Raw genomic sequence first — 26,249 nt, 5'->3', positions numbered from 1 at the left:
GAAACCCACTTGTCCCACCATCGGCGGTTGCCCCCGCCCAAGGCACATTGGGCGCTCCTGGCGACCCTGCTGTTCGCCGTCACCGTCCTGCTGGGATTGACCGCCCTGGTCGGCGGCCGGTTCGCCGCCGACGGGACGCACACGACGGAGAGCGTGGCGGCGGTCCCGGCCGCGGTACGCGACGGCGGCCCGATCATCGACCCGCGCGGAGCCGAGCCCGTCACTTCCCGGCTCCGGCCGAAGACGGTGGCGCTCACCTTCGACGACGGTCCCGATCCGGAGTGGACGCCACGGATCCTCGACGTCCTCGCCCGGCACGGGATCCACGCCACGTTCTTCGTGACGGGCGGGCAGGTGACGCGTCATCCCGGGCTGACGGCGGACATCGTCCACCGTGGTCACGAACTCGGGAACCACACCGCCACCCACACCGACCTCGGCGCGGCAGGGGACGTCCGGGCACAGATCGAACTCCGCGCCACCGACCTCGCCATCGCCGGTGCCGCCGGGACGGGGACCTCACTGGTCCGGCCGCCTTATTCCTCGACCGCCGACGCGGTGGACGACGCGGGCTGGCGGGCGGCGAGCCGCCTCGGCGGCGAGGGCAGGCTGATCGTGCTGTCCGAACTCGACTCACGGGACTGGCAGCGGCCCGGCGCCGACGCCATCTCCGCCGCGATCACCCCGCGGACGGACGACGGCGCCGTCGTCCTCCTGCACGACGCGGGCGGCGACCGTTCGGAGACCCTCGCCGCGCTCGACCGCGTGATCCCCGAGCTCAAGGCCAAGGGCTGGCGGTTCGACACCGTCAGCGGGGCCGCCGGGCTCAGCGGCACCACGGCCGGAGTGGACGGGCTCACCCGCTTCGGCGGCTGGCTCCTGATCGCCGCCGTCCAGATGGGCGAAGCCCTCTCGACGGCCTTGGGCTGGTTGCTGGTCGCGGCGAGTGTGCTCGCCCTCCTGCGCACCGTCCTGGTCCTGGTCACCACGGCGATCCACGTCCGGCGGGGCAGGACCGCGCCGTCGCGCCCGCCGGTGCGGGACCCGGTGACCGTGATCGTCCCCGCCTACAACGAGGCGGCCGGGATCGAGGCGACCATCCGCTCGATCCTCGCCTCCGACCACCATCCGACCTGGGTGATCGTCGTCGACGACGGGTCGACCGACGGCACCGCCGACGTCGTCGAGCGGCTCGCCCTGCGCCGGGTCACGCTGATCCGGCAACGGAACGCGGGCAAACCGGCCGCGCTCAACACCGGCCTCGCCGCCGCCCGCACCGAACTGGTCGTCATGGTCGACGGCGACACCGTGCTCGAACCCGGCACCGTCGGCGCGGTGATCCAGCCGTTCGCGGACCCGTCCGTCGGCGCGGTCTCGGGCAACGCCAAGGTCGCCAACCGCGGCGGACTGCTCGGCCGCTGGCAGCACATCGAATACGTCATCGGTTTCAACCTCGACCGGCGGATGTACGACGTCGGCGAGTGCATGCCGACGGTGCCCGGCGCGGTCGGCGCCTTCCGCCGGTCGGCGGTGCTCGCGCTCGGCGGCGTCCCCGAGGACACCCTCGCCGAGGACACCGACCTCACGATGGCGCTGGAGCGCGACGGCTGGCGGGTGGTCTACGAACAGGAGGCCCGCGCCTGGACGGAGGCGCCCGCGACGCTGGGACAGCTGTGGAAACAGCGCTACCGCTGGTGCTACGGCACGCTCCAGGCGATCTGGAAGCATCGGGGCGCGGTCGTCGCCAAGGGCGCGGCGGGCAGGCTCGGCCGCCGCGGCATCCCGTATCTGCTGCTGTTCCAGGTGGCACTGCCCGTGCTCGGGCCGTTCGTCGACGTCGCCGCCCTCTTCGGCGTGCTGACCGGGGACTGGAAGACGGCCTTGCTGTACTGGTCGGTGTTCCTGCTGCTGCAGCTCGTCCCGGGCGTGATCGCCTTCCGGCTCGACCGGGAATCGCTGCGCCCGCTGCTTTTCCTTCCCCTGCAACAGTTCGTCTACCGCCAGCTGATGTACCTCGTGGTCATCCAGTCGGTGATGACGGCGCTGGCGGGTGCCCGGCTGCCCTGGCACAAACTCGACCGCCTCGGCCAGAGCGCTCCACCGAGGTCACTTGTGGACGCTGAGTGACCGTCCGGCGGGGTGGCACCGCCGGAAGGCCGCCTGCGCGGTAACCTCACGTGCACCAAGACCGCAGACCCTTGAGGAGGGCCCGTGTCGGCAGGGCAGATCGCCGCGCTGATCGCCGCAGGAGCATTCGTCGTACTCGTCGTGCTGCTGGCGATCGTGCTGTTCAAGCTCGGCCGGACCCTGGACGAGGCCACGATCGCCATCCGCAAGGCGCACGAGAACACCGACCCGCTGCTGATCGGCGCGAACGAGACGATCACGCACGTCAACACGCAGCTGGAGCGGGTCGACGGCATCACGGCCAACGCGCAGGCCGTGTCCGGCAACGTGTCCGCGCTGTCCTCGGTGTTCACCGCGACGCTCGGCGGTCCGCTGGTGAAGACGGCCGCGCTGTCCTACGGCCTCAGCAAGGCCATCAAGGCCCGCCGGAAGAAGGCGGAAGCGAAAGCCTCCCGACCGGCGAAGAAGCGAGGCCGCAAATGAAGCGCCTGTTCTGGCTCGGCGTCGGCGTCGTCGCCGGTGTCGCCCTGTCACGCAAAGCGACGGAAACCGCTCGCCAGGCCACGCCCGCGGGGTTAGCCTCGAACCTGGGCGACGCCGTGCGGGAACTCGCGGGCGCCGTCGGTTCGTTCGGCGCGGAGGTCCGCGCCGGGATGAGCGAGCGGGAACAGGAGTTGCACGACATGGTGTCCGAACGGACCGGCTTGAGCACGGCCCCCGTGACCGAGGGCAGGCACGCGGCGTCGTCGCGGCGCCCGGTCCGGCGAGCTCGCCGGGCGGAGGGCTGATCCGGCCGCGTCCGGAAGCCCAGCCCTTCGCCGTTCCCGCCTGTCCGCATTCCCAGCGCCTTCGCGCGAGCCCGTATACAAGGACGATCCCGTGGAAACACACGAAATCACAAAGCGTTTTCTGAGCCATTTCGAGAACAAGGGACATACGCGCGTCCCCAGCGCGCCGCTGATCCTCGACGACCCGAACCTGCTGTTCGTCAACGCCGGCATGGTCCAGTTCAAGCCGTACTTCCTCGGCGAGGCCCCGCCGCCGTACCCGCGCGCGACCAGCGTGCAGAAGTGCGTCCGCACGCCGGACATCGACGAGGTCGGCAAGACCACGCGGCACAACACCTTCTTCCAGATGGCCGGGAACTTCTCCTTCGGCGACTACTTCAAGGAAGGCGCCATCGAGGCGGCCTGGGAGCTGATCACCAAGCCCCAGAGCGAGGGCGGCTACGGCCTCGACCCGAACCGGATCTGGGCGACCGTCTACGAGGACGACGCCGAGGCCGCCGGCCTGTGGAAGAAGCTCACCGGCCTGCCCGGCGAGCGCATCCAGTCCCGTGACGGCAAGGACAACTACTGGGACATGGGCGTGCCCGGTCCCGGTGGCCCCTGCTCGGAGATCTACTACGACCGCGGCCCGGACTACGGCCGCGAGGGCGGCCCGGTCGCCGACGAGGACCGCTACATCGAGATCTGGAACCTCGTCTTCATGCAGGACGTGCGGGGCGACAAGAGCCCGAAGCACGGCCACAAGCCGATCGGCGAGCTGCCGAAGAAGAACATCGACACCGGCATGGGCGTCGAGCGCGTGGCGACGATCCTGCAGGGCGTCGAGAACGTCTACGAGACCGACCTCGTCCGCCCGGTGATCGGCCGCGCCGAGGAGTTCTCCGGCCGCCGTTACGGCTCCGACCACACCGACGACGTCCGCTTCCGCGTCATCGCCGACCACGCCCGCACCGGTGTGCTGCTCATCGGCGACGGCGTCACCCCGGGCAACGACGGCCGCGGCTACGTGCTGCGCCGCCTGCTGCGCCGCATCATCCGCTCCGCGCGCCTGCTCGGCGTTCACGAGCCGGTGCTGCCCGCCTTCGCCGCGGTCGTCCGCGACACGATGGGCCCGACGTACCCCGAGCTGGTCTCCGGGTTCGACCGCATCGAGGACGTCGTGCGCGTCGAGGAGGAGGCCTTCCTCTCCACGCTCACCAGCGGTTCGCGCATCTTCGACCTCGCGGCCGAGGAGACCAAGCGGTCCGGCGGTTCGCTGCTGGCCGGGGACAAGGCGTTCCAGCTGCACGACACCTACGGCTTCCCGATCGACCTGACCCTGGAGATGGCGTCCGAGCAGGGCCTGACCGTCGACGAAGAGGGCTTCCGCACGCTCATGAACGAGCAGCGGCAGCGCGCGAAGGCCGACGCGGCGTCGCGCAAGACCGGTCACGGCGACCTGTCCGAGTACCGCAAGGTGCTGGAGCAGCACGGCGAGACCGAGTTCCTCGGCTACACCGACCTGCAGGCCGAGGCGAAGGTCGTCGCGCTGCTGGAAGACGGCGTGCCGGTCTCCCGCGTCGGCGCGGGCAAGAAGGCGGAGCTGGTCCTGGACCGCACGCCGTTCTACGCCGAGAGCGGTGGCCAGGTCGCCGACACCGGCGTGCTGCTCGGCGACGGCGTCGAGCTCAAGGTCCACGACGTGCAGAAGATCGTGCCGGGCCTGTTCGTGCACCGCGTCGAGGTGCTCGACGGCGAGATCGGCATCGGCGGTGCGCTGACCGGTTCGGTCGACCAGCACCGCCGCCTGTCGATCGAGCGATCGCACTCCGCGACGCACCTGGTGCACGCCGCCGTGCGCGGCGCGTACGGCAAGCGCGCGGCGCAGGCCGGTTCGCTGAACTCGCCGGGCCGGATGCGCTTCGACTTCACCACCTCCGGCGGGGTGTCGGCCGACGTGCTCACCGAGGTCGAGGAGGAGGTCAACGACTATCTCCAGACCAACGTCGAGGTGAACACCTTCGTCACCACGAAGGACAAGGCCCTCGAACTGGGCGCGGTCGCGCTGTTCGGCGAGAAGTACGGCAACGACGTCCGCGTCGTCGACATGGGCGAGTACTCCCGCGAACTCTGCGGTGGCACCCACGTCGACCGCATCGGCCAGCTCGGCCTGGTGAAGCTCGTGGGCGACTCGTCCATCGGTTCCGGCGTGCACCGCGTCGAGGCGCTCGTCGGCACGGACGCGCTCAAGTACGTCCGCAAGGAGCAGCTGCTCGTCTCGCAGCTCGCGAACACCTTCAAGGTGCCCTCGGAGCAGCTGCCGTCGCGGATCGACGACGTGCTCACCCGGCTCAAGAACGCCGAGAAGGAGATCGAGCAGCTGCGCACGCAGCAGGTGCTCGGCTCGGCGGGCTCGCTCGCGGGCAAGGCCGAGGACATCGGCGGGATCGCGGTCGTCGCGGAGAAGCTGGGCGAAGGCGTCGACTCGAACGGTCTGCGCGCGCTGGCTTCGGACATCCGCGGCAGGCTCGGCGACCGGCCCGGCATCGTCGCGCTGTTCGCCCCGCAGGGCGAGAAGGTCGCCTTCGTCGTCGCCACCACGAAGGCGGCGCAGGAGAAGGGCGTCGCGGCGGGCAAGCTCGTCCCGTCGTTCGCCGAGGCGATCGGCGGCCGTGGCGGCGGCAAGCCGGACATGGCCCAGGGCGGGGGCACCAACCCGGCCGGGGCCGACCAGGCCATCGCCTCCCTGCGCGCGGCGGTCGCCCAAGTTGGCTGACGACGCCCCTCAGCGGCGCCCGGATCGGCCAGGGGAGTCCGATCCGGGGCGCGGCAGGCGGCTCGGGGTGGATGTCGGATCCGTCCGGGTCGGGATCGCGCTCAGCGATCCCGACCCCATCCTCGCGAGCCCGCTCGTTACCCTCACTCGCGACGCGGCGGGCGACAAGGACGTCGACCAGCTCGTCGAAATCGTCACGGAACACGACGTGGTCGAAGTCGTCGTCGGCTTGCCGAGGACGCTCAAGGACCGTCACGGCCCCGCGGCCGAAGCGGCGCTCGACTACGCCGGAAAGCTCGCCGCCAGGATCGCCCCGGTACCGGTGCGACTGGCCGACGAGCGGTTGACCACGGTGACGGCATCCAGGATGCTGTCGCAGCGTGGGGTGAAGGGACGTAAGCAACGTGCCGTCGTCGATCAGGCGGCCGCGGTCGAGATCCTGCAGGCGTGGATCGACGCGGTAGCGGCACATCGCGCACGGAAGGGCGATACATGACCGAGCCCCACGGCCGGCCCGAACGCCGTCAGGGCGGTAGACGACGCTTGCGGGAGCCTGAGGAGGCCATTCAGCCACCGGCCCCGCCGCGTCGACGGCCCGAACCCCAGCCGACGGGACGACGGCACATCCGGGAAGAACCGCCCGTACGGCGTCCGGCGGAAGAGCCGCCGCGTGCCCGCCGGTCGCCGGAAGAGCCACCACCGCGTGCCCGGCGCGCCGCCGACGAGCCGCCGCCCCGGGCACCGCGTCCGGCCCCGGCCAGGCGGGCTCCGGAACAGGCGGTCCCGCCGCCACCTCCCGCGCCGCAGCGGCGGTCCCCCCAGCCGGGTGACCGGGGTCTTGGCATGCCCGCCTATGCCCAGGACGAGGCGCCCCGTCCCGGCCGCCGCAGGCGCCAGGAGGACGACGGCCCGCTCCCGGACGAGCGGCCGACCGACGTCCTCCCCGCGATCCAGGAGGCGCCGCTGGCCCGGCGTCCGGGCGCGGCTCCCTCGTCGCCGCCTCAGGGCAGCGAAGAGGAGTACAACGAGATCTTCGGCGACGACGCGTACGACGACTATGACGAGTACGACGACTACGAGGATTACGAGGACTACGACGACGAGGACCGTGCCGAGCCGGAGCGCATCAAGGACGAGCGCCCGGAACGTCAGGGACCGCCGCCCAAGAAGCGCAAGAAGAAGCGCGCGCTGGGCTGGATCGCCGCGCTGACGGTGCTCGCCCTGCTCGTCGGCGGCGCCTACTACGGCTTCACCGAGATCTTCGGCTACGACGACTACGAGGGCGCCGGCGAGAGCGACGTCCTCGTCCAGGTGGAGAAGGGCGACTCGACGTCGGCGATCGGCAACCGGCTGCAGGCGGCCGGGGTGGTCGCCAGCGGCAAGGCGTTCGTGAAGGCGGGCGAGGACAACACCGCCGTCTCGCGGCTCCAGCAGGGCTACTACGTCATGAAGACGAAGATGTCCGGCGCCAGCGCGGTCGAGAAGATGATCGCCCCCGCGTCGAAGGTCGGCCAGGTCGAGATCCGGCCGTACACCCAGTTCCACGACATCACCCAGCCCGACGGCAAGGTGACGCCCGGGGTGTATTCGTTGCTGTCCAAGGCTTCCTGCGCGGACCTGAACGGAACGAGCACCTGCGTGCCGGTCGAGGAACTGCGCAAGACGATCGAGACGGCGGATCTGGCGAAGCTGGGCGTCCCGGCGTGGGCCGTCGAGTCGGCCACGAAGGCCGAGCACAAGGACCGGCGGCTCGAAGGGCTGATCGCCCCGGGTATCTACAACATCAAACCCGGCTGGACGGCCGAAGAACTGCTCACCTACGTCGTGAAGGCGTCGGCGGACCGGATCCTCAACGCCGGGCTGAGCGAGCAGTCGAAGGGCGAGGGCAAGTCGCCGTACGAGACGCTGATCATCGCGTCGATCGTCGAACGCGAGGCGGTGAAGGCCGACTTCGGGAAGATCTCGCGGGTCATCTACAACCGGATCGACGAGAAGATGCGGCTCGAGATGGACTCGACGGTCAACTACGTCCTCGACCGGCCGACCCTGCTCACCAAACCCGAGGAACGGGAAAAAGCGGGCGCGTACAACACGTACAAATCCGTCGGCCTGCCACCGACGCCGATCGCCGTCCCGAGCGCCGAGGCGATCCAGGCCGCGCTGAAGCCGGCCGCGGGCGAGTGGATCTTCTTCGTCAAGTGCGAGAAGAACGGGCTCTCGTGCTTCGCGGTGACGAACGACGAGCACAACAAGAACAGGTTGGACGCGCAGAAACGTGGTGTCTACTAGCCGCAAGGCCGCGATCCTCGGGAAACCGGTCGAACACTCGCTCTCGCCCGTGCTGCACGGCGCCGCCTTCCGCGCGCTGGGCCTGGACGGGTGGACCTACGAGCGGGTCGAGATGGACGGCCCCGGATTGCCGGCGTTCGTCGACGGCCTCGGCCCGGAGTGGGCCGGGCTGTCGGTGACGATGCCCGGGAAACGGGCCGCGCTGGAGTACGCCGGCGAGGTCACGCCGCGTGCGGCGGCGGTCGGTGCGGCGAACACGCTCGTGCGCCGGGAAACCGGCTGGCTGGCGGACTGCACCGACGTCGACGGGGTCACCGAGGCGTTGCGGATCGCGGGGGAGTACTCGCCCGGTGCCGACGACGCCGCCGTCGTCCTCGGCGCGGGCGGGACGGCCGCCGCGGCCGTCGTCGGGCTGGCCTCGCTCGGCGTGCGGACGGTCCGGCTCGTCGTGCGGGATCCGGCACGGGCGGCGGAAACGGTCGAGGCGGCTCAGCGGGCCGGTCTCGACGTCGAGGTCCTGCGCTGGGCCGAGGCCGACTTCGGGAAGCTCGCGGCGGATTCGGCGGTGCTGGTGAACACCGTGCCCCCGGACGCCGTCCGGCCGCATCTGGCGGAGCTGTCCCGGATCGGATGCGTCCTCGACGTCATCTACCACCCTTGGCCGACCGCGCTGGCCGAAGCCGTCGCCGAGCGGGGCGGGCGGCTCGCGACCGGGCTGGACATGTTGCTGCATCAGGCTTTCGGGCAGTCCGAGTACTTCACCGGGCAGCCGGCGCCGCGGGCGGAGATGCGGGACGCGCTGCGTGAGGCGACCGGCGGGATCCTTTCTCTGCCGATCGGCTGAGCGGGCTTCGGGAACCAGGTCGCACGGCTCGGTGGGTGGTGAAGGCCTCCTTCACTACCTTCAGCCCACGCACAAACAAACGCCGATCCCTCCTGCACGGACCGGTGAGCGGAACCTTCTTCGGTGAAAGCACCTGACAAGATCGCCTGGGTTCGATAATCTGGTCGACTGCCTTGAGGAAGGAACAAGGGGTCGATGCCTAAACCCGATCGAGACCACTACACCGAAGAAGACATCAACAACTCGTGGGTCGATGAGGCTCCGGTACTGAATTCCACCGTCACCCTGGCCGAATACGACCCGGAGTGGCCCGAGCTGTTCGACCGGGAAGCCAAGCGCATCAGGGGGATCCTGGGGGAACGCGCGCTGGTCCTGGAGCACGTCGGCTCCACGTCGGTGCCGGGACTGTGCGCGAAACCGATCATCGACATCATGCTGATCGTCGCGGATTCGGACGACGAAGACGCCTACGTGCCGCAGCTGGAGGCCGAGGGCTACAAGCTCGTCATCCGCGAGCCGGACTGGGAGAAGCACCGCTGCTTCAAAGGCCCGGACACGAACGTCAACCTGCACGTCTACTCGCCGGACAACGGCCAGACCGAGCGCTACCGGCTCTTCCGCGACCGTCTCATCGCGCACGAGGACGAGCTGAAGCTCTACGAAGCCAAGAAACGCGAACTGGCGTCGCGCACCTGGAAGTACATCCAGCACTACGCCGACGCCAAGAACGAGGTGATCGACGAGATCATCGAGCGGGCGCGCGCGGCCCAGTACGACGGCTTCGCGCGGCTCTACGCGGCGCACGCCGAAACCAGCACCACCAATGCCCACTACGACCGTCCCGCCATCGTGGAGCTGGCCGGGGACGTGGCGGGCAAACGGGTGCTGGACGTCGGAAGCGCGGCGGGCCACCTCAGCGCCCTGCTCGCCGGGAAGGGCGCGGACGTCCTCGGCGTCGACGCGAGCTCGGGGATGGTCGCCGTCGCCAGGGAGAAGTTCGGGCACGTCGCCCGCTTCGAGACGGCGGACGTCTCGCGGCCGATGTCCTTTGTGGAGGACGCTTCGATCGACGTCATCACGGCGTCGCTGGTGCTGCACTATCTGAAGGAGTGGGGCCCGGCGCTGGCGGAGTTCCGGCGGGTGCTCAAACCCGGCGGACTGCTGGTGTTCTCGGTGCATCATCCGGGCGAGGACTGGCGGTGGTTCGGCAAGCGGAACTACTTCCAGCTCGAACTGCTGGAGGACGAGTTCCCGGCCGGACAGCAGGTGCGGTTCTATAGGCGGCCGTTGAGCTGGACGTTCGGCGCGGTGCGGGACGCCGGGTTCGCCGTCGACAGGCTGGTCGAGCCGATGCCGGACGAGGCGGTCGCCGAATCGGACCCGAAGTGGTACGCGAAGCTGCGGACCGAACCTCGGTTCCTGTACTTCCGGACCGTCCGGGAGCCCTGACCCACGCCGCATTTAGTCCTCTGGATGCGGGCTTTCCCTTGCCGCATTCAGAGGACTAAACGCGTTTCAGGCGATGTCGTCCCGCTTCGAGAGGTCCCGGATCAGCGAGACGATCTCCCGGCTGACCGGCCGCAGCACCCGCAACCGCGAAAGCCCCACCAGCCGCGCGATCAGCGGCACCGTCCGCTCCACCAGGATCCGGCTGCGTTTCTGCCCGGCGGACCGGTCGTGGACCCAGAACAGCACGACCCCCATCTGATACAGCCACAGCAGATCGGGCAGGTCGTCGCGCAGGTCCGGGTCGAGTTTGACGTCGGAGTCGGCGATGACGTCGCGCATCAGGCCGACGGAGGCGTCGCGTGCCGGCGAAGACTCCTCGCTGAACGGGCTCAGCGGAGAGTCCGGGTCGGCGGCGTTGACGAAGAACTGGGTGCCGAAGCGGTGATACGGCTCGGCGACGTCGAGCCAGGTGAGCAGGACGGTCTTGAGCCGCGCGCTGAAGTCCCGCTCACCTTCGATCGCTTGACGCGCGGACGTCAGGTGCGCCTTCGCGATCTCGTCGTAGAAACCCTGGATCAGCTGGTCTTTCGAGGCGAAGTAGTAGTAGGCGTTCCCGACCGACACGCCCGCTTCCGCGGCGATGGCCCGCATGGTCGTGCGGTCGTAGCCGTTCTCGGCGAACAGCCGCAACGCGGTCGCCACGATCAGTGACCTGGTTTCCTCACTCTTCGCCACCACTGCACGTTATCCGGTCAGGGCGCCGGGTGCGGAGCGGGCGCCGGGTAGCCGGGGTAGGGCGGCGGCACCGGCGCGGGCCGTTCGGCGGCGTGGTTGAGGTGCTTGCGCCGGATCCCGTTGAACACCAGCACGTTCCCGACGTGCATCACGCCGAGCACGAGCGCCACGGTGCCGACCTTCACCGACAGCATCTCGAAGACGTCGCGTGCGTCGAGGACGGTGTCGTCGCTGGTCAGGAACAGGGTCACGAAACCCAGGCTGACCAGGTAGAACCCGACGACGAGCAGCTGGTTCACCGATTGCGCCAGCGCTGGGTTGTCCGGGAAGACGTCTTCCAGGAACGTCTTGCCGTGCTTGCTCAGCGTGCGGGCGACCAGCACGGTCAACGGGACGGCGATGACCAGGTAGAGGGCGTAGGCCACGACTACGGGTTGCATGGGGACCTCCTTTTTGAACGTGTTCAAGAAGAACCGTAGCCGAGATTTTGAACGCGTTCAAGAGACGCTGTTCACCTGAACCTCACCCCACCGGCCACGAGGGATGCGTAAGGTCGCCTCGACTCTGGGAGGTAAGACCGTGAAACGCATCGCCGCCGTGCTCACTTCGGGCGCCTTGCTGGCCGGCACGCTGCTGGCCGCCACACCGGCGGAAGCCGCCGTCGGGAAGAACGTCCGCTTCGCGACGTACAACGCTTCGCTCAACCGCGGAGCCGCCGGTCAGCTCGTGACCGATCTGTCGCAGCCGGGCAACGCGCAGGCGAACGAGGTCGCCGAGGTGATCCAGCGCAACCGGCCCGACGTGCTGCTGATCAACGAGTTCGACTACGTGCCCGGCAACCGCGCCGCGGACCTGTTCCGCGAGAACTACCTGAAGCGCGGCCAGAACGGCGCCGCCCCGATCGACTACCCGTACGCCTTCACCGCGCCCTCGAACACCGGCGTCGCGACCGGCTTCGACCTCGACCGCGACGGCAAGGTCGGCGGCGGCAACGACGCGCACGGCTTCGGCCTCTTCGAGGGCCAGTACGGCATGCTCGTGCTGTCCAGGTACCCCATCGACACCGACGGCGTGCGGACGTTCCAGAAATTCCTCTGGAAGGACATGCCGGGCGCGCTGCTGCCCGACGACCCGGCCACCGCAGCGCCGAACGACTGGTACTCGCCGCAGGCGCTCGACGTGCTGCGCCTGTCGTCGAAGTCCCATTGGGACGTTCCGATCCGGATCGGCCGCTCGACCGTGCACTTCCTGGCCGCGCACCCGACGCCGCCCACCTTCGACGGTCCCGAAGACCGCAACGGCACCCGCAACAACGACGAGATCCGCTTCTGGGCGGACTACGTGACCCCGGGCAAGGGCCGCTACATCCACGACGACCGCGGCCGCCGCGGCGGGCTGGGCGCGCACGAGAAGTTCGTCGTCGCCGGCGACTACAACTCCGACCCGCTCGACGGCGACAGCGTCCCGGGCGCCATCTCACGCCTGCTGAACGCGCCTCGCGTCATCGAGACCCGGCCGGGCAGCGAAGGCGGTGTGCGGGCCGCTCAGGACCAGGCGGGCGCCAACATCGGCCAGAAGGGCGACCCGTACCACGACACCGGCGACTTCAACGACAAGGCGCCGGGGAACCTGCGGATCGACTACGTCCTGCCGTCGAAGGGCCTGATCCCCTGGCGTGCCGAGGTCTTCTGGCCGCTGCCCGAGTCACCGCTGGCCCGGCTCAACGACGCTTCGGACCACCACCTGGTGCGTGTCGACGTGTTCGTTCCTCGCTGGTAGGACTCAGCGGGAGCCGAGCAGCGCCGCGCCCGGGCCGGTCAAGGTGGCCAGCCCGGTGCTCCGGCCGCTCACGGACAGCAGCAGGTCGACGAGCGGGCCCCGGACCTCCTCGGGGCCCGTTCCGCCGGTCCACCCGGCGTCGGTGGCGATCAGCCGGAGACCCTTGCAGCGTTTCTTCGCGCCCCAGAACGGGCTGACGAGCAGGTGTTCCAGCGCCGCGATGGCGGGCTCCTCCGGCATCGGCCGGGCGATACCGAGCGGGCGGGCGACGTCCTGGCCGTGGATGAGCACGTCGGCGAGCGGGTCGATCGGTTTGGCGCCGGGCGAACGGCGGGCCGATCCGGCGTCCTCGCGGATCTGGGCGACGAGTTCGGCGGGGGAGAACCGCGCGCCGTAGGCGATGGCCTGGTCGGTGTTCATCCGGTCCCAGTCGCCCTTGGCCTTCACGATCCCGACGAGGGTGTCCTTGAGCCGGTTCCTGGTGGTCTGCGCGAGATGGCCGGCCATCGCGCGGACCGTCCACTCCGTACACAGCGTCTTGGCCGACCAGTCCTGCTCGTCCAGGCTCTCCAGCAGATCCGCGAAGCTCAGCCTTTCCGTCTCGGTCCACGCCAGGATCCCGCCGTCGTCCATCCCGCTCCTCCGCTCGGAGACACACTTCGCCGCCATGGAACCACAGGCCTCGCCGTTCGGGTTCTTCGAAAGAGCTGAACTAGCCTGAGGGCATGAAGATCGCGATTCTCGACGACTACCAGGAAGTGGCGCTCGGTTTCGGGGACTGGGATTCCCTCGGCGCCGAGATCGAGGTGTTCACGAAGCCGTTCGCGGATCCCGCCGACGTGGTGGGCCGCCTGCGTGACTTCGAGGTCGTGGTGGCGATGCGCGAACGCACCCGCTTCCCCTCCGAGGTCCTCGACCGGCTTCCCGCGCTCAAGCTGCTGGTGAGTACCGGCCGCCGCAACGCCGCGATCGACGTGGCCGCCGCCCGGCGCAACGGCGTGGTCGTCTCGTCCACCGGGTACATCGCGGCCCCCGCGGCCGAGCACACCTGGGCGCTGATCCTCGCCGCCGCCCGGAACGTGCCGGTGGAGTCGCGGAACATGCGCGAAGGTGGCTGGCAGACCACCGTCGGCACGATCCTGTCCGGCAAGACGCTCGGCCTGCTCGGGCTCGGCAGGCTCGGCGCGGGCGCGGCCAAGATCGGCCAGGCGTTCGGGATGGAGACCATCGCGTGGAGCCCGAACCTGACCCAGGAGAAGGCCGGCCCGCACGGGGTGACCGCGGTGTCGAAGGACGAACTGTTCGCCCGCGCGGACGTCCTGTCGATCCACCTGGTGCTCGGCGACCGCAGCCGCGGGCTGGTCGGCGCGCCCGAACTCGCCGCGATGAAGCCGACGGCGATGCTGGTCAATACCTCGCGCGGGCCGATCGTCGACGAAGCCGCGCTGGTGGACGCCTTGCGCCGCAAGGAGATCGCGGTCGCCGCGCTGGACGTCTACGACGTGGAGCCGTTGCCGTCGGAGCATCCGCTGCGGACGCTGGACAACGTCGTGCTCACCCCGCACATCGGTTACGTCACCCGTGAGGCCTACGAGATCTTCTACCGCGACGCGGTCGAGGACATCGCGGCCTTCCAGGCGGGCTCACCGATCCGCGTCATGGAGTGAGGTCACCCAGCTCGGCCAGCACGGCGTCGGTGTACGGCGGCCAGACCTCGGCCGCCCACGGGCCGAAGGCGCGGTCGGTGAGCGCGACGCAGGCCGCGCCGGCGTCGGGATCGACCCAGAGGAAGGTGCCCGACTGCCCGAAGTGGCCGAAGGTCCGCGGCGAGCTCGACGCACCGGTCCAATGTGGACTCTTGTGGTCGCGGATCTCGAAGCCGAGGCCCCAGTCGTTCGGTTTCTGGTGGCCGAAGCCGGGCAGGACACCGGAAAGCCCGGGGAAGACCACGGAAGTCGCCTCGCGCACCGTTTCGGCGGCGATGAGCTTCGGGGCCTGCAGTTCGGCGGCGAACGCGACCAGATCGTCCACAGTGGACTCCGCGCCCGAAGCGGGGGAGCCGGTCAGCTTGGTCGATTTCATGCCCAGCGGCTGGAAAAGCGCTTCCGCCTGATAGTCGGCGAAGGGGATGCCGGAATGCTCGGTGAGCGCGTCGGCGAGCTGTTCGAAGCCGGCATTGGAGTACAGGCGCCGGTTGCCGGGCGCGGCCATCGCCTTGTGCTCGTTGAAGGCCAGGCCCGAGGTGTGCGCGAGCAGATGCCGGATCGTGGACCCCTCCGGCCCGGCGGGGGTGTCGAGTTCGACGACGCCCTCTTCGATGGCGATCAGCGCGGCGTAGGCCGTGAGCGGTTTGGTCACCGACGCCAGCCGGTACACCTTCGTCGGGTCGCCGTGCGTGCCCAGCACGTCACCGGCGGCGGTCACCACGGCCGTGGCGGCGTTGTCCACCGGCCACTGTTCGATCCTGCGCACGCTTTCCATGCCCAACACCCTACGAAGCCCGGGCCGGTCGGGGCGGCCCGGGCTTCGCAGGGATCGGGATCAGGCGTCGAGGTCGGTCGCCACCAGCTCGGCGATGGCGTCGACGGCCGCCTCGGCCCCCTCACCCTCGGCACTGATGATGACCTCGTCGCCGTAACCGGCGGCGAGCGTCATCAGGTTCAGCACGCTGCCGGCCGCGACCGGGTCACCGCCCGCCTTGGCGATGTGCACCGCGACGGGCTGCGCCGCGGCCGCCTTGGCGACCGTCGCCGCGGGCCTGGCGTGCAGGCCCACCTTGCTGGCCACGGTGACGCGTTTCTCCGGCATGTTCTTTCCCTTTCGTGCCTTTGGTTCTGCTGAGCTGAAACTACTTGACGGGCTTCGCCGCGGTGGCTTCGAGATCCGCCTCGATGGCGTCGTCCTCGCGGCCGGGGGTCCGCAGGTTCCACTTCTTGATCACGAACCGGAAGATCACGTAGTAGACGACCGCGTAGGCGAGACCGATCGGGATGAGCAGCCAGACGTTGCCGCTCGCCGCCGGGAGACCGCTGTTGAGCGCGAAGTCGATCGCACCGGCCGAGAAACCGAAGCCGAGGTGGATGTCGAGCGCGTTCACCAGTGCCAGCGACGTACCGGTCAGCACCGCGTGGATCAGGTACAGCGGCCACGCGACGAACATGAACGAGAACTCGATCGGTTCGGTGATACCGGTCAGGAACGAGGTCAGCGCACCGGCGATCATCACACCGCCGACGATCTTCTTCTGGCTGGGCTTGGCGCTCTGCCAGATCGCCAGCGCCGCGGCGGGGATGGCGAACATGAAGATCGGGAAGAAGCCGGTCATGAAGGTGCCGCGGGTCGGGTCGCCCTCGAAGAACATGGTGAGGTCGCCACCGTCGAAGATGAACCACACCGGCACGTTCAGCAGCTGGTGCAGACCGACCGGGATCAGCAGGCGGTTGAGCACACCGTAGATGCCGCCACCGACCACCGGGGCGCCGGTGACCGCTTCGCCCGCGGCCTGGATGCCGTCGTTGACCCAGTGGAAGACCAGGCCCAGCGGCACCGCGAGGACCATCAGGGTCACGGCGGTGATGATCGGCACGAACCGGCGGCCACCGAAGAAGGCCAGGTACGGCGGCAGCTTGATGCGGTAGAACTTCTGCCACAGCAGCGCGGTGACCAGGCCGACGATCACACCGGCCAGCACACTGTAGGGCCACTTCATCGGGTTGAGCATCAGGCCCGCGGGCTTCTCGGGGTTCCAGCCCGGCAGCTCGGAGAACGGCGCGAAGACCTGGAGGACGCTGGTGAACACGAAGAAGCCGACCACTGCGGCCAGCCCGGTCGCGCCGTCGCTCTTCCGGGCGAAGCCGACGGCGATACCCACCGCGAACAGGAGCGGCAGCCAGCTGAACAGCGAGTTGCCGGCCGCGCCGAGAACCTCGGCCACTTTGTTCCAGCCGAGCCCTTTCTCGCCGAGCAGGTCGGGTTGACCGAACCTGTTGAGGAGCGCGGCGGCGGGCAGGGCGGCGATGGGGAGCATGAGGCTACGGCCGAAGCGTTGAAGCCCGGCCAGTCCCTTGCCTTTGCCCTTCGCCCCCTCCGCGGTGGTGGAGCTCATCGGGTACCTCCGTAGTGAGGATGTTGACCGGAATCCGGGGTGTTCCGGTCCAGCTGCATGGTGACCTGGTAGTGATCGCCCCGGTACCAGGAAGTCATGTCTTCGATCGGTTCCCCGTTGACGCTGGAGACCCGGCGGAAGACGAGAAGCGGACTGCCGGCGCGCATGCCGAGCAGGCGTGCCGTTTCGCGGTCCGCGGATTCGGCCCAGACCGTCTGCCACGCGTGATCCGGGCGCAGGTCGTACGACTGGGCGAGTTGGACGTACAACGATCGGGTGAGATCGAGGTCGAGCAGGCCGGGCATCCGGCCCGCGTGATACCAGCCGCGTTCGACCGCCAGCGGCACCCCGTCGGCCCGGCGGAGCCGGACCAGATGGTGCGCCGGGGTCCCGGCGGCCAGGCCGAGGGCGTGTGCCGAGGGGGCGGGCGGGACCTCGGTGGCGGTCTTGACGACCTCCGTGGTCGGCGTCATCCCGCGACGGCGCATGTCCTCGGTGAAGGACATCAGGTAGAGCTGCAGTTCCATCCGCCTCGCGGCGGTGAACGTCCCCTTGCCGCGCACCCGCGACAAGAGTCCTTCTTCGACCAGCTTCCCGATCGCCGAGCGGACCGTGAGCCTCGACACCTGGTAGGTCTCGGCGAGGTCACGTTCCGAGGGGATCGGCGAACCGGGGGGTAGCTCACGCTCCACCGTGCGGCGCAGAATCTCCCGCAGCTGGGCGTGCTTGGGCGTCGGTCCGTTGATCACACGGTCGGACGGCGGCAGCTGCGCCGAAGCGCTCATGACGTTCACCGTCCTTTCGGGCCGGTCTGTTCGGGTAACCCGTACTCGCATCTGGTCCGGAAGATTGGTACGTTCCGGTCTAGACCAATGATCCGATGGGGCAGGATGCTCCGTCGCACGAGCGGGTGTCAACCACCGTTACGCGTTCGTGGCCAGGGATCGGGTGCGAGTCGGCGAACGGCGTAGTAGAGCTGGTTCGCATGTGGGAAACCGACAGGGAACAGGGAGACCGCGATGGCGGATGACAGGGCGGAAAAGATCCTCGCGGGCCTCGGCGGTGCCGAGAACGTCATCGAGGTCGAGGGGTGTATCACCCGGCTCCGCTGTGAGCTCGAAGACATGAGCCTGCTCGACGAAGCGGCACTGAAGGCCGCCGGTGCGATGGGCGTGGTCCGCATGGGGGCCGGTGTCCAGGTCATCGTGGGCCCCGAGGCCGACAACATCGCCAGCGAGATCGAGGATCTGCTGTGAGTCTCGAGATCCTCAGCCCGGTGAGCGGCAAGACGACCGCTATGACCGAAGTGCCCGATCCGGTCTTCGCGCAGGCGATGGTCGGCCCCGGCATCGCGGTCCTGCCCTCGGGCGGGCGCCAGGACGCGGTCGCCCCGGTGGACGGGACGGTCGTCACGCTGCACCCGCACGCTTTCGTGGTGGCCACCGAGGACGGCCGCGGCGTGCTGGTCCACCTGGGGATCGACACGGTGAAGCAGAAAGGCGAGGGGTTCACCCTCCACGTCGTCAAGGGTGAGGCCGTCCGCGCCGGGCAGCCGGTCGTCGGCTGGGACCCCGACGCGGTCAAGGCCGCCGGCTACTCGCCGATCGTGCCCGTGGTGGCGCTCGACGCGAAGGCGGAGGTCCTTTCCGGACTGCTCACCGGCGGCGACGTCGAGGCGGGCGACCCGATTTTCACCTGGGACAGCTGAAATCTCGCCGGAAAGGTCCCTTTAGGACGATATTCGCGTCCTAAAGGGACCTTTCTCGTGTTTCTAGGCGGTGACGACCTGGCCGTTGGTGACCTTGACCGCGATCGAGGGCAGCGGCTGATCCGCCGGCCCCTTTTTGACCGCGCCGGTCGCGGCGTCGAAGATCGAGTTGTGGCAGGGACATTTCAGCTCCGCGCCCTCGGGGACGACCGCGCACCCCTGATGGGTGCAGATCGCGCTGAACGCGGCGGCCGTGCCTTCGGCGGTCCTGGTGACGATGACGTCCTTGCCGTCGGCGGTCTTGGCGGCCTTCGCCTGGCCGACCTGGATGTCGGAGAGCGCGGTCAGGGTCTCGCCCGGCGCCGCGGCGGGCGGTGCGGCGGTCGAACCGGACGGCGCGCTGTCGCTTCCGCAGGCGGTGAGGGCCACGGCCCCGGCGGCGGCACCGGCGACCGCGGCGCCGGTGGTCAGGACCTTGCGGCGGGAGTGGAGTTCGGCAGTCATGCCCCTACACACGGTCCGGGCACCCATCCGGTTCAATTTCGGCGGCCATCGGGTGCCGGATTGAACCGCGAGGCCCTCTTTTCCGTGTTCAAAGGCATAGGGGAACCGAACACGCGGGAAAGAGATACGGACATGATCCGGTGGTTGTCACGGGCGGTGGTGGCGGCGGGCCTCCTCGGCTCGGCATGGGTGCATTACGTCGTATGGCAGGACTGGGCCTCGGAAACGGACGTGGTCGGCCCGCTCTTCCTGGTGAACGTCGTGGCGGGAGTGGTCATCGCGATCGCCGTCCTGGTCTGGCACCACTGGCTTCCCGCGCTCGCGGCGATCGGCTTCGGCCTGGCCACGCTGGGCGCGTACGTGCTCTCGCTGACCACGGGGTTCTTCGGCGTCTCTGAGCGCTTCACGACCCAGGCCGAGCTGTGGGGCCTGATCACCGAAGTGGCTTGCGTGGTCTTCGCCCTTCCGCTGCTCTTCAACCGCGAAGGCACGGATCGGTGAAGGAATTCGCGGAGGACCGGCTGATGCGGGCTCTGCACGACGAGCACGCGGCGGCGCTCTGGTCCTACGCACTGCACCTCACCAGCGGCGACCGGGTCCGCGCGGAGGACGTCGTCCAGGAGACGCTGCTGCGGGCCTGGCGCAACGCCAAGGTGCTCGACCAGACCGAGGGCTCGGCGCGCGGCTGGCTGTTCACCGTGGCGAGACGGATCGCCATCGACGACTGGCGGGCCTCCGAGGCGCATCCGGAGGTGGTGACCGGTCGACCGCCCGAAACGGCGGTCACGGACGGCACGGAACGGGCGGTCCAGGGCTGGCTGGTCGCCGAAGCGCTCGGCGAGCTCTCGCCGAGGCACCGGGACGTCCTGGTCCTGTGCTATTTCCAGGGCTACTCCGTCGCCGACGCCGCGAAGCGGCTGGGTGTGGCCGAAGGGACGATCAAGTCGCGGACGCACTACGCGTTGCGCGCGTTGCGGCTGATATTGGAGGAAAGAGGGGTGACTCAATGACCGACCCCTTCGCCACCTACGACGCGGCCTACGTGCTCGGTGCGTTGTCCCCGGAAGACCGGTCCGCCTACGAGAAACACCTTCGCGTCTGTGACCGCTGCGCGGCCTCCGTGCGCGACCTGGCCGGGATCCCCGGGCTGCTCGCCCAGGCGGGTGCTCCCGCCCTGCTGGAGGACGAACCGGTGCCCTCGCCGGATCTGCTGCCGACCGTGCTCAAACGGGTCCGCCGGGGAAGGCGGATCCAACGGGCGATCACCACCACCGCGGCCGGGATGGCCGTGGCCGCGGGCGTCGCGCTCGTGGTCGTCCTGACCGGGCCGACGGCGGCGGCAGGCGACCCGATGATCCCGCTCGGCGACTACCCGGTGACCGCCGAAATCGCCATGTCCGCCACGGACACCGGCACGAAGGTCGACATGACGTGCAGCTACGGCGGCAACCGCACGGGGGACTACATCCTGGTCGCCGTCCGCGCCTCCGGCGGCACCAGCGAGCTCGCCTCCTGGCGTGCGATGCCCAAGGACACCGCGCACATCGTGGTCGGCACCGCGATGCGCACCGGGGACATCAAGGCGCTCGAGATCCGTACGCCGTCGGGTCTCCCGCTGCTGCGGATGAACCCCTGATCCCGGTGTCATGACAGGTCTTCGGTGCCGGGGGCGGGGTGGATTGGGTCCAGTTGGTCGTGAGTGGCGTTTCGGGTTCTAACCCGAAACGCCACTCACGACCAACCCGGCCGCCCCCGCGCCGCGCGCCCGTGCGTGAACGGTCCGTTCACGACTTCCGCACCCCTGCCCCACCTGCCGAAAGTGCGTGAAAGTCCCTGTCACGAAAAGAAAATCTTGCCGTCCGCGCAGCACCGGACGCACTCTTGATCTCGTGTTCACGCCGATCGCCTTCGCGGTGGCGGGCGCCGGGTCGGCGCTCGTCACGCGCCCCTGCCTGCGCCGGGCCGGAGCGCCGATCACGGCATGGGCCGCCGCCCTCACCGCGGTGGCGCTCGTCGCGGTCTGCCTCAGGTACCAGTCGGGAGCCTGGCCGTCGTGGTGGCTCGCGGTCCCGGCCGTGCTGACCGTCTTCGCGGTCCCGCTCGCGCTCGCCGACCTCAAGTACCGCCGTCTGCCCGACATCCTCACCCTGCCCGCGTACCCGGCGCTCGCCGTCGCGCTGGGGATCGCCGCGCACGGCGGAGGAGCCGCCATCGCGTGGCGGGCGGTGCTGGGCGCGCTGGTCTTCGGCGGGGCGCACGCGCTCGTCCACGCGGTGTCGCCGCGCTCGCTCGGCGCCGGGGACGTGAAGCTCGCCGGCAGCCTCGGCGCGGTCCTCGCGGCGACGGGCTGGCCGTCCATCGTGCTCGGCGCCGTCGCAGCCGCGTTACTGAGCGTGGCGCTCGCGGTGGGCGGACCCCGGCATCCCACGGTGCCGCACGGCCCCGGTCTCCTGGTCGCGGCGTGGGCGCTCGCCGTCTTCGCCGGACCGGGTCCTGGATAGCCCGACCCTTCCTAGGAAGGTTGGGAGGTTGTGACAGGATCTGTCAGGTGTTGCGCTGGATAACCGCAGGGGAATCGCACGGACCCGCCCTCGCCGCCATCCTGGAAGGGATGCCCGCCGGGGTCGAGGTCACCACCGCCGAAGTGGGCGAGCAGCTCGCGCGCAGGAGGCTCGGCTTCGGCCGCAGCCCCCGGATGGGCTTCGAGACCGACCACATCGAGTTCACCGGCGGTGTCCGGCACGGGCTCACCCAGGGTGGCCCCGTCGCGGTCCAGATCGAGAACGCCGAGTGGCCCAAGTGGGAGAAGGTCATGTCGGCCGATCCCGTGCCCGCCGAGGAGCTGGAAGGCCTCGCGCGCAACGAGCCGCTGACGCGTCCCCGGCCCGGCCACGCCGACCTGCCCGGTATGCAGAAGTACGGCTTCCCCGAGGCCCGTCCGGTGCTGGAGCGCGCGAGCGCCCGTGAGACGGCGTCCCGCACAGCGCTCGGCACGGTGGCCCGCGCGTACCTCAAGCAGCTGCTCGGGGTCGAGATCCTCAGCCACGTGGTGTCCATCGGCGGCGCCTCGGCGCCCGAGGGGCCGCTGCCGGTGCCGTCGGACCTTCCGGCCATCGACGAGAGCCCGGTCCGCGCCTTCGGCCAGGAGGGGACCGACGCGATGGTCGCCGAGGTCGACGCCGTGCGGAAGGCGGGTGACACCGTCGGCGGCGTGATCGAGGTGATCGCCTATGGTCTGCCGCCGGGCCTCGGCTCGCACGTCCACTGGGACCGCAGGCTCGACGCCCGCCTCGCCGGCGCGCTCATGGGCGTCCAGGCGATGAAGGGCGTGGAGGTCGGCGACGGCTTCACCACGGCCAAGCGGTGGGGCAGCCAGGCCCACGACGAGATCGACCGCGGCACCGGCCCGGTCGGGGTGACCCGCCGGTCCAACCGCGCGGGCGGGCTCGAAGGCGGTATCACCAACGGCGAGCCGCTGCGCGTGCGCGTCGCCATGAAGCCGATCTCGACCGTCCCCAAAGCACTGTCCACTGTGGACGTCACCACCGGGGAACCGGCGGTGGCCATCCACCAGCGTTCCGACGTCTGCGCGGTACCCCGCGCCGGGGTCGTGCTGGAGTCGGTGGTCGCGCTCGTGCTCGCGGACGCCGCGCTGGAGAAGTTCGGCGGCGACTCGCTGGTCGAGGGCAAGCGCAACGTCGAGGCCTACCTGAAGGCGCTCGAGGAGCGCTGGTGACTCCTCGCGCGGTGATCATCGGGCCGCCGGGCTCGGGCAAGAGCACGGTCGGCCCGGCGCTCGCCGCCCGGCTCGGTCTCGCCTTCCGCGACAGCGACGACGACATCGTCGCGAGCGCGGGCAAGCCCATCACCGACATCTTCGCCGAGGAGGGCGAGCCCGCCTTCCGCGCGCTGGAGGAGGAGATGGTCGCGAAGGCGCTGGCCGAGCACGAAGGCGTCCTTTCCCTGGGCGGGGGAGCGCCGATCACGCCGGGCACCCGGGAACGGCTGGCCGGGCACACCGTGATCTTCCTCAACGTGGGGATGGCCGCGGGCGTCCAGCGCGCCGGGCTCTCGACAGCGCGCCCGCTACTGGCCGGAGTGAACCCCCGCGCCACCTACAAGGCGCTCCTCGACGCGCGCCTGCCGGTGTACCGCGAGGTGGCCACGTTCGAGATCGAGACCGACCAGCTGACCGCCGACGAGGTCGTCGAGGCCGCCGTCATCGGGCTGACCGAGATCAGCAAGGAACGAGCATGAAGCGCACCACCGCCGGAGTCCTCGCCGTCGTGGCCTTGACCCTGACCGCGTGCGGTGAGGAAAGGCAACCTCCCGGCGCGGACGTGATCCAGACGAGCGCGGCCACCAGCGCCGCGCCCGAGGCCGATGTCGCGGCCGACGTCAAGGTCACCAAATGCGACAGCGACAGCTACACCCCGAAGATCACCATCGAGGTCACCAACAGCACGGGCGAGGACGCGCGGTACGCCGTCACCATCGCGATCAAGGACGCCGAGGGCAAGGCCGCCGGTGAAGCGCTGTTCGCGAAGAACCGGATGACGCCCGGCCAGAAGGTGACCGAAGAGATCCCGGGGGACACCCCGGTCAAGGGCAAGATCACCTGCGAGGTCGCGAGGGCCAAGCGGCTTCCGCCGAAGTGAGGGGAACGATGACCGAGCCGGTCCGCATCACCGTCAACACCGCCAAGCCGTACGACGTCGTCATCGGCCGCGGCCTGCTGGGCGAGCTCACCGAGCAGCTCGCCGACGCCTCCAAGGTCGCGCTGATCCACCCGCCGACGCTGACGACCACCGCCGAGGCCATCCGCGACGAACTGGCCGAGGCCGGGATCGACGCGCACCGGGTCGAGATCCCCGACGCCGAGGACGGCAAGGCGCTCACCGTCGCCAGCTTCTGCTGGGAGGTCCTCGGCCGCATCGGCCTCGACCGCCAGGGCGTGGTCGTCGAGCACGGCGGCGGCGCCGTGACCGACCTCGCCGGATTCGTCGCCGCCACCTGGATGCGCGGCGTCCGGCTGGTCAACGTGCCCACCACGCTGCTGGGCATGGTCGACGCGTCCCTCGGCGGGAAGACCGGCATCAACACCGAGGCGGGCAAGAACCTGGTCGGCGTCTTCCACGAGCCGAGCGCGGTCCTCGTCGACCTCGCGACGCTGGAAACGTTGCCCCCCAACGAACTCGTCGCCGGAATGGCCGAGGTGGTCAAGGCGGGCTTCATCGCCGACCCGCGGATCGTCGAACTCGTCGAGCAGGATCCCGCCGCGGCGCTGGACACCACCGGCGAGGTCCTCGGCGAGTTGGTCCGCCGCTCGATCCAGGTCAAGGCCGACGTCGTGGCCGCGGATCTGCGCGAGTCGGATCTGCGCGAGATCCTTAACTACGGCCACACGCTCGCCCACGCCATCGAACGCCGAGAGCGGTACCGGTGGCGCCACGGCGCGGCGGTCAGCGTCGGCCTGGTGTTCGCCGCCGAACTCGCGCGGCTGGCCGGCCGTCTCGACGACGCCACCGCCGAGCGGCACGCGAAGGTGCTCAAGCTGCTGGGCCTGCCGACCACCTACGACCCGGACGCGCTCCCGCAATTGCTGGAGACGATGAAGGGCGACAAGAAGACCCGGTCGGGCGTGCTGCGTTTCGTCGTCCTCGACGGGCTCGCGAAACCCGGCAGGCTGGAAGGCCCGGACCCGTCGCTGCTCGCCGCCGCGTACTCGGTGGTGGCCGGTGAAGCCCCCAAGCCCGGCGGGAGCGTGCTGCTGTGAAGGTGCTCGTCCTCAACGGTCCCAACCTCGGCAGGCTCGGCCTGCGCGAACCCGGGATCTACGGTTCTGCCACGCACGCGGATCTGGCTTCCACCTGCGTCGAGACCGGCAAGGAGCTGGGGATCGACGTCGAGGTCCGGCAGACCGACCACGAGGGCGAGATGGTCGGCTGGCTGCACGAAGCCGCCGACGCCGGCTGGCCGGTGGTGCTCAACGCCGCCGCCTGGACGCACTACTCGATCGCCGTCCGCGACGCCGCCACCCAGCTCAAGGCGCCGCTGATCGAGCTGCACATCTCCAACGTGCACAAGCGCGAGCAATTCCGGCACCACAGCGTCCTGTCCGACATCGCCACCGCGGTGATCGCCGGGCTCGGGGTCGACGGATACCCGCTGGCACTGCGGTGGATGGCCGCGAACGCGGCATGAACAACCCTCCCGAGCTCAAGACGGAGAGGCTGCGGCTGCGAGCGCTGACCGAAGCCGACGCCGACGCGATCATCGGGCTCTTCGCCGACCCGGCGATGAGCTCGCATTTCGCGGTGCCGCTCACCGAGCCGGACCGTATTCGCGAAATGGTCGGCCGCAGGCTGTCCTACGACGGCCCGGCGGGCATGGGGCACTGGGTGATCGAACGCGACGGCGAGGTGATCGGGCTCGCGCATCTGCGGCCGTCGCAAGAGCTTCCCGGCGGCGTTCCGGAGCTCGGGTACTACCTGGCGCGGGCGCACGGCGGGCAGGGGCTGGCGACCGAGGCCGCCAAGGCCCTGCTGGAGCACGGACTCGTCGGGCTCGGCCTGTCGTCGGTGTGGGCGCTGGTCGGCGAGTCCAATGTGGCCAGTCAGAACCTGGTGCGGCGCTTGGGTTTCCTCGACGTCGGCGGTGGCGACCACTACGGCAGCGGGCCGCATCGCGTCTTCGTCGCGTTGCCATCGGATCACGGCCGTGCGCACCACATCGAGCTGTGGGTGCCCGATCTCGGCCGCGCGGAGGAGAGCTGGGGCTGGCTGCTGGGCGAACTCGGCTGGCGTGAGTTCCAGCGCTGGCCCGCCGGTGTCAGCTGGAAGCACGGCGCGACCTATCTCGTCGTCGAGCGTTCGCCCGCGCTCAGCGGCGAAGAGCACGACCGCACCGCGCCGGGCCTGAACCATCTCGCCCTGCATGTCGAGTCACGCGATCGGGTGGACGAATTGGCTTCGAAGGCCGTCGAACACGGCTGGTCGCCCCTGTTCGCGGACCGCTATCCGAATGCGGGCGGTGACCATCACTACGCCGCCTACCTCGAAAACGCCGACGGCTTCGAAGTGGAATTGGTCGCCCTCCCGGGTACTGACGTCACCCAGCCGGGTTAAGCCTCGCTACACTCGGCCATCATGCGCCTTTTTCGTGGG

At 69.9% G+C, this 26,249-nt stretch carries 29 protein-coding genes and 1 pseudogene; 22 read left to right on the top strand and 8 right to left on the bottom strand.

The window, feature by feature from the left end:
* The first annotated feature begins 27 nt into the window (after nucleotides 1-27).
* The 8 genes from DMC61_RS06915 to DMC61_RS06880 all read left to right on the top strand — a co-directional run bounded on the left by DMC61_RS06915 (nucleotide 28) and on the right by DMC61_RS06880 (nucleotide 10,252).
* Nucleotides 28-2,127: a bifunctional polysaccharide deacetylase/glycosyltransferase family 2 protein gene (locus DMC61_RS06915; protein ID WP_233594721.1), complete on the top strand. Its 2,100-nt coding sequence runs from the start codon at nucleotides 28-30 to the stop codon at nucleotides 2,125-2,127.
* A gap of 84 nt (nucleotides 2,128-2,211) precedes the next feature.
* The gene (locus DMC61_RS06910; protein ID WP_007031187.1) at nucleotides 2,212-2,610 is read left to right on the top strand and encodes a DUF948 domain-containing protein; all 399 of its coding nucleotides are present in this window, start codon (nucleotides 2,212-2,214) and stop codon (nucleotides 2,608-2,610) included.
* On the top strand, nucleotides 2,607-2,915 hold the full coding sequence (locus DMC61_RS06905) for a hypothetical protein (protein WP_016333063.1): 309 nt from the start codon (nucleotides 2,607-2,609) through the stop codon (nucleotides 2,913-2,915). The genes DMC61_RS06910 and DMC61_RS06905 overlap by 4 nt, the downstream gene beginning before the upstream one ends.
* 91 nt (nucleotides 2,916-3,006) lie before the next feature.
* Entirely contained in the window at nucleotides 3,007-5,670 is a 2,664-nt protein-coding gene (alaS, locus tag DMC61_RS06900) for an alanine--tRNA ligase (protein WP_125687694.1), read from the top strand.
* A 67-nt stretch (nucleotides 5,671-5,737) separates the two neighbouring features.
* A complete protein-coding gene (ruvX, locus tag DMC61_RS06895) occupies nucleotides 5,738-6,166 on the top strand; it encodes a Holliday junction resolvase RuvX (RefSeq protein WP_370456390.1) in 429 nt (142 codons plus the stop codon).
* Between the two features lie 347 nt (nucleotides 6,167-6,513).
* Nucleotides 6,514-7,959 carry an endolytic transglycosylase MltG gene (gene mltG, locus DMC61_RS06890; protein WP_125687690.1) on the top strand — a complete coding sequence of 482 codons (1,446 nt, stop codon included), beginning with the start codon at nucleotides 6,514-6,516 and terminating at the stop codon, nucleotides 7,957-7,959.
* Nucleotides 7,946-8,803 carry a shikimate dehydrogenase gene (locus DMC61_RS06885; protein ID WP_199749921.1) on the top strand — a complete coding sequence of 286 codons (858 nt, stop codon included), beginning with the start codon at nucleotides 7,946-7,948 and terminating at the stop codon, nucleotides 8,801-8,803. The genes mltG and DMC61_RS06885 overlap by 14 nt, the downstream gene beginning before the upstream one ends.
* Nucleotides 8,804-8,998: 195 nt before the next feature.
* The gene (locus DMC61_RS06880; protein ID WP_125687688.1) at nucleotides 8,999-10,252 is read left to right on the top strand and encodes a GrpB family protein; all 1,254 of its coding nucleotides are present in this window, start codon (nucleotides 8,999-9,001) and stop codon (nucleotides 10,250-10,252) included.
* A 66-nt stretch (nucleotides 10,253-10,318) separates the two neighbouring features.
* Here the strand turns inward: DMC61_RS06880 and DMC61_RS06875 are convergent, their stop codons facing one another.
* Both DMC61_RS06875 and DMC61_RS06870 read right to left on the bottom strand, forming a co-directional pair.
* Entirely contained in the window at nucleotides 10,319-10,987 is a 669-nt protein-coding gene (locus DMC61_RS06875; RefSeq protein WP_043848726.1) for a TetR/AcrR family transcriptional regulator, read from the bottom strand.
* Nucleotides 10,988-11,004: 17 nt separating this feature from the next.
* Entirely contained in the window at nucleotides 11,005-11,427 is a 423-nt protein-coding gene (locus DMC61_RS06870; protein ID WP_125687686.1) for a hypothetical protein, read from the bottom strand.
* Nucleotides 11,428-11,566: 139 nt separating this feature from the next.
* Here DMC61_RS06870 and DMC61_RS06865 point away from each other — a divergent pair, with 139 nt between their 5' ends.
* Nucleotides 11,567-12,766: an endonuclease/exonuclease/phosphatase family protein gene (locus DMC61_RS06865; RefSeq protein WP_125687684.1), complete on the top strand. Its 1,200-nt coding sequence runs from the start codon at nucleotides 11,567-11,569 to the stop codon at nucleotides 12,764-12,766.
* Between the two features lie 3 nt (nucleotides 12,767-12,769).
* Here the strand turns inward: DMC61_RS06865 and DMC61_RS06860 are convergent, their stop codons facing one another.
* Complete coding sequence (locus DMC61_RS06860; RefSeq protein WP_125687682.1) at nucleotides 12,770-13,399, bottom strand: maleylpyruvate isomerase family mycothiol-dependent enzyme; 630 nt, start codon at nucleotides 13,397-13,399, stop codon at nucleotides 12,770-12,772.
* Between the two features lie 92 nt (nucleotides 13,400-13,491).
* Between DMC61_RS06860 and DMC61_RS06855 the strand changes: the two genes are divergently transcribed.
* Nucleotides 13,492-14,433: a D-2-hydroxyacid dehydrogenase family protein gene (locus DMC61_RS06855; protein WP_125687680.1), complete on the top strand. Its 942-nt coding sequence runs from the start codon at nucleotides 13,492-13,494 to the stop codon at nucleotides 14,431-14,433.
* Here DMC61_RS06855 and DMC61_RS06850 read toward each other — a convergent pair.
* From DMC61_RS06850 to DMC61_RS06835, 4 genes are read right to left on the bottom strand one after another with little or no spacing between them, the layout of a single operon-like run.
* On the bottom strand, nucleotides 14,423-15,247 hold the full coding sequence (locus DMC61_RS06850; protein ID WP_125687678.1) for a serine hydrolase: 825 nt from the start codon (nucleotides 15,245-15,247) through the stop codon (nucleotides 14,423-14,425). The genes DMC61_RS06855 and DMC61_RS06850 overlap by 11 nt on opposite strands.
* 60 nt (nucleotides 15,248-15,307) lie before the next feature.
* On the bottom strand, nucleotides 15,308-15,574 hold the full coding sequence (locus DMC61_RS06845) for an HPr family phosphocarrier protein (protein WP_007031200.1): 267 nt from the start codon (nucleotides 15,572-15,574) through the stop codon (nucleotides 15,308-15,310).
* Nucleotides 15,575-15,614: 40 nt separating this feature from the next.
* Nucleotides 15,615-16,871 (bottom strand): PTS transporter subunit EIIC, encoded by a 1,257-nt coding sequence (locus tag DMC61_RS06840; RefSeq protein WP_016333079.1) that lies wholly within the window; start codon nucleotides 16,869-16,871, stop codon nucleotides 15,615-15,617.
* A complete protein-coding gene (locus DMC61_RS06835; RefSeq protein WP_038515621.1) occupies nucleotides 16,868-17,656 on the bottom strand; it encodes a GntR family transcriptional regulator in 789 nt (262 codons plus the stop codon). Before DMC61_RS06835 ends, DMC61_RS06840 begins: the two co-directional genes overlap by 4 nt.
* A gap of 225 nt (nucleotides 17,657-17,881) precedes the next feature.
* Here DMC61_RS06835 and DMC61_RS06830 point away from each other — a divergent pair.
* Together DMC61_RS06830 and DMC61_RS06825 are read left to right on the top strand one after the other, a co-directional pair.
* Nucleotides 17,882-18,127, top strand: a pseudogene (locus DMC61_RS06830) (glucose PTS transporter subunit EIIB); the annotation flags it as partial.
* Nucleotides 18,124-18,579, top strand: a complete 456-nt coding sequence (locus DMC61_RS06825) for a PTS glucose transporter subunit IIA (protein ID WP_016333082.1) — start codon at nucleotides 18,124-18,126, stop codon at nucleotides 18,577-18,579. The pseudogene DMC61_RS06830 and the gene DMC61_RS06825, both read left to right, overlap by 4 nt.
* A 63-nt stretch (nucleotides 18,580-18,642) precedes the next feature.
* Here DMC61_RS06825 and DMC61_RS06820 read toward each other — a convergent pair whose 3' ends face one another.
* Nucleotides 18,643-19,083, bottom strand: coding sequence for a ubiquinol-cytochrome c reductase iron-sulfur subunit (locus tag DMC61_RS06820; protein WP_043848728.1), 441 nt, complete (start codon nucleotides 19,081-19,083; stop codon nucleotides 18,643-18,645).
* A gap of 132 nt (nucleotides 19,084-19,215) precedes the next feature.
* On the opposite strand from DMC61_RS06820, the gene DMC61_RS06815 reads away from it, so the two are divergent.
* The 10 genes from DMC61_RS06815 (at nucleotide 19,216) to DMC61_RS06770 (ending at nucleotide 26,210) form a co-directional block, all read left to right on the top strand.
* The gene (locus tag DMC61_RS06815; RefSeq protein ID WP_125687676.1) at nucleotides 19,216-19,584 is read left to right on the top strand and encodes a hypothetical protein; all 369 of its coding nucleotides are present in this window, start codon (nucleotides 19,216-19,218) and stop codon (nucleotides 19,582-19,584) included.
* Complete coding sequence (locus DMC61_RS06810) at nucleotides 19,581-20,093, top strand: sigma-70 family RNA polymerase sigma factor (protein ID WP_125687674.1); 513 nt, start codon at nucleotides 19,581-19,583, stop codon at nucleotides 20,091-20,093. The genes DMC61_RS06815 and DMC61_RS06810 overlap by 4 nt, the downstream gene beginning before the upstream one ends.
* Nucleotides 20,090-20,719: an anti-sigma factor gene (locus DMC61_RS06805; protein WP_125687672.1), complete on the top strand. Its 630-nt coding sequence runs from the start codon at nucleotides 20,090-20,092 to the stop codon at nucleotides 20,717-20,719. Before DMC61_RS06810 ends, DMC61_RS06805 begins: the two co-directional genes overlap by 4 nt.
* A gap of 253 nt (nucleotides 20,720-20,972) precedes the next feature.
* Complete coding sequence (locus DMC61_RS06800; RefSeq protein ID WP_125687670.1) at nucleotides 20,973-21,584, top strand: A24 family peptidase; 612 nt, start codon at nucleotides 20,973-20,975, stop codon at nucleotides 21,582-21,584.
* 47 nt (nucleotides 21,585-21,631) lie between these two features.
* Nucleotides 21,632-22,819 (top strand): chorismate synthase, encoded by a 1,188-nt coding sequence (gene aroC, locus DMC61_RS06795; RefSeq protein WP_016333088.1) that lies wholly within the window; start codon nucleotides 21,632-21,634, stop codon nucleotides 22,817-22,819.
* Complete coding sequence (locus DMC61_RS06790) at nucleotides 22,816-23,340, top strand: shikimate kinase (RefSeq protein WP_083715671.1); 525 nt, start codon at nucleotides 22,816-22,818, stop codon at nucleotides 23,338-23,340. The genes aroC and DMC61_RS06790 overlap by 4 nt, the downstream gene beginning before the upstream one ends.
* Nucleotides 23,337-23,741, top strand: a complete 405-nt coding sequence (locus DMC61_RS06785) for a hypothetical protein (RefSeq protein ID WP_125687668.1) — start codon at nucleotides 23,337-23,339, stop codon at nucleotides 23,739-23,741. The genes DMC61_RS06790 and DMC61_RS06785 overlap by 4 nt, the downstream gene beginning before the upstream one ends.
* Before the next feature lie 8 nt (nucleotides 23,742-23,749).
* Nucleotides 23,750-24,859: a 3-dehydroquinate synthase gene (aroB, locus tag DMC61_RS06780; protein WP_125687666.1), complete on the top strand. Its 1,110-nt coding sequence runs from the start codon at nucleotides 23,750-23,752 to the stop codon at nucleotides 24,857-24,859.
* Nucleotides 24,856-25,287, top strand: coding sequence for a type II 3-dehydroquinate dehydratase (aroQ, locus tag DMC61_RS06775; RefSeq protein WP_125687664.1), 432 nt, complete (start codon nucleotides 24,856-24,858; stop codon nucleotides 25,285-25,287). The genes aroB and aroQ overlap by 4 nt, the downstream gene beginning before the upstream one ends.
* On the top strand, nucleotides 25,284-26,210 hold the full coding sequence (locus DMC61_RS06770) for a GNAT family N-acetyltransferase (RefSeq protein ID WP_125687662.1): 927 nt from the start codon (nucleotides 25,284-25,286) through the stop codon (nucleotides 26,208-26,210). The genes aroQ and DMC61_RS06770 overlap by 4 nt, the downstream gene beginning before the upstream one ends.
* The last annotated feature ends 39 nt before the right edge of the window (nucleotides 26,211-26,249 follow it).

The organism is Amycolatopsis sp. WAC 04169, from assembly GCF_003947535.1.
Classification (GTDB): domain Bacteria; phylum Actinomycetota; class Actinomycetes; order Mycobacteriales; family Pseudonocardiaceae; genus Amycolatopsis; species Amycolatopsis keratiniphila.
Note: the sequence above shows the minus strand (reverse complement) of the source record. Positions and strands in the feature narration are given on the sequence as shown.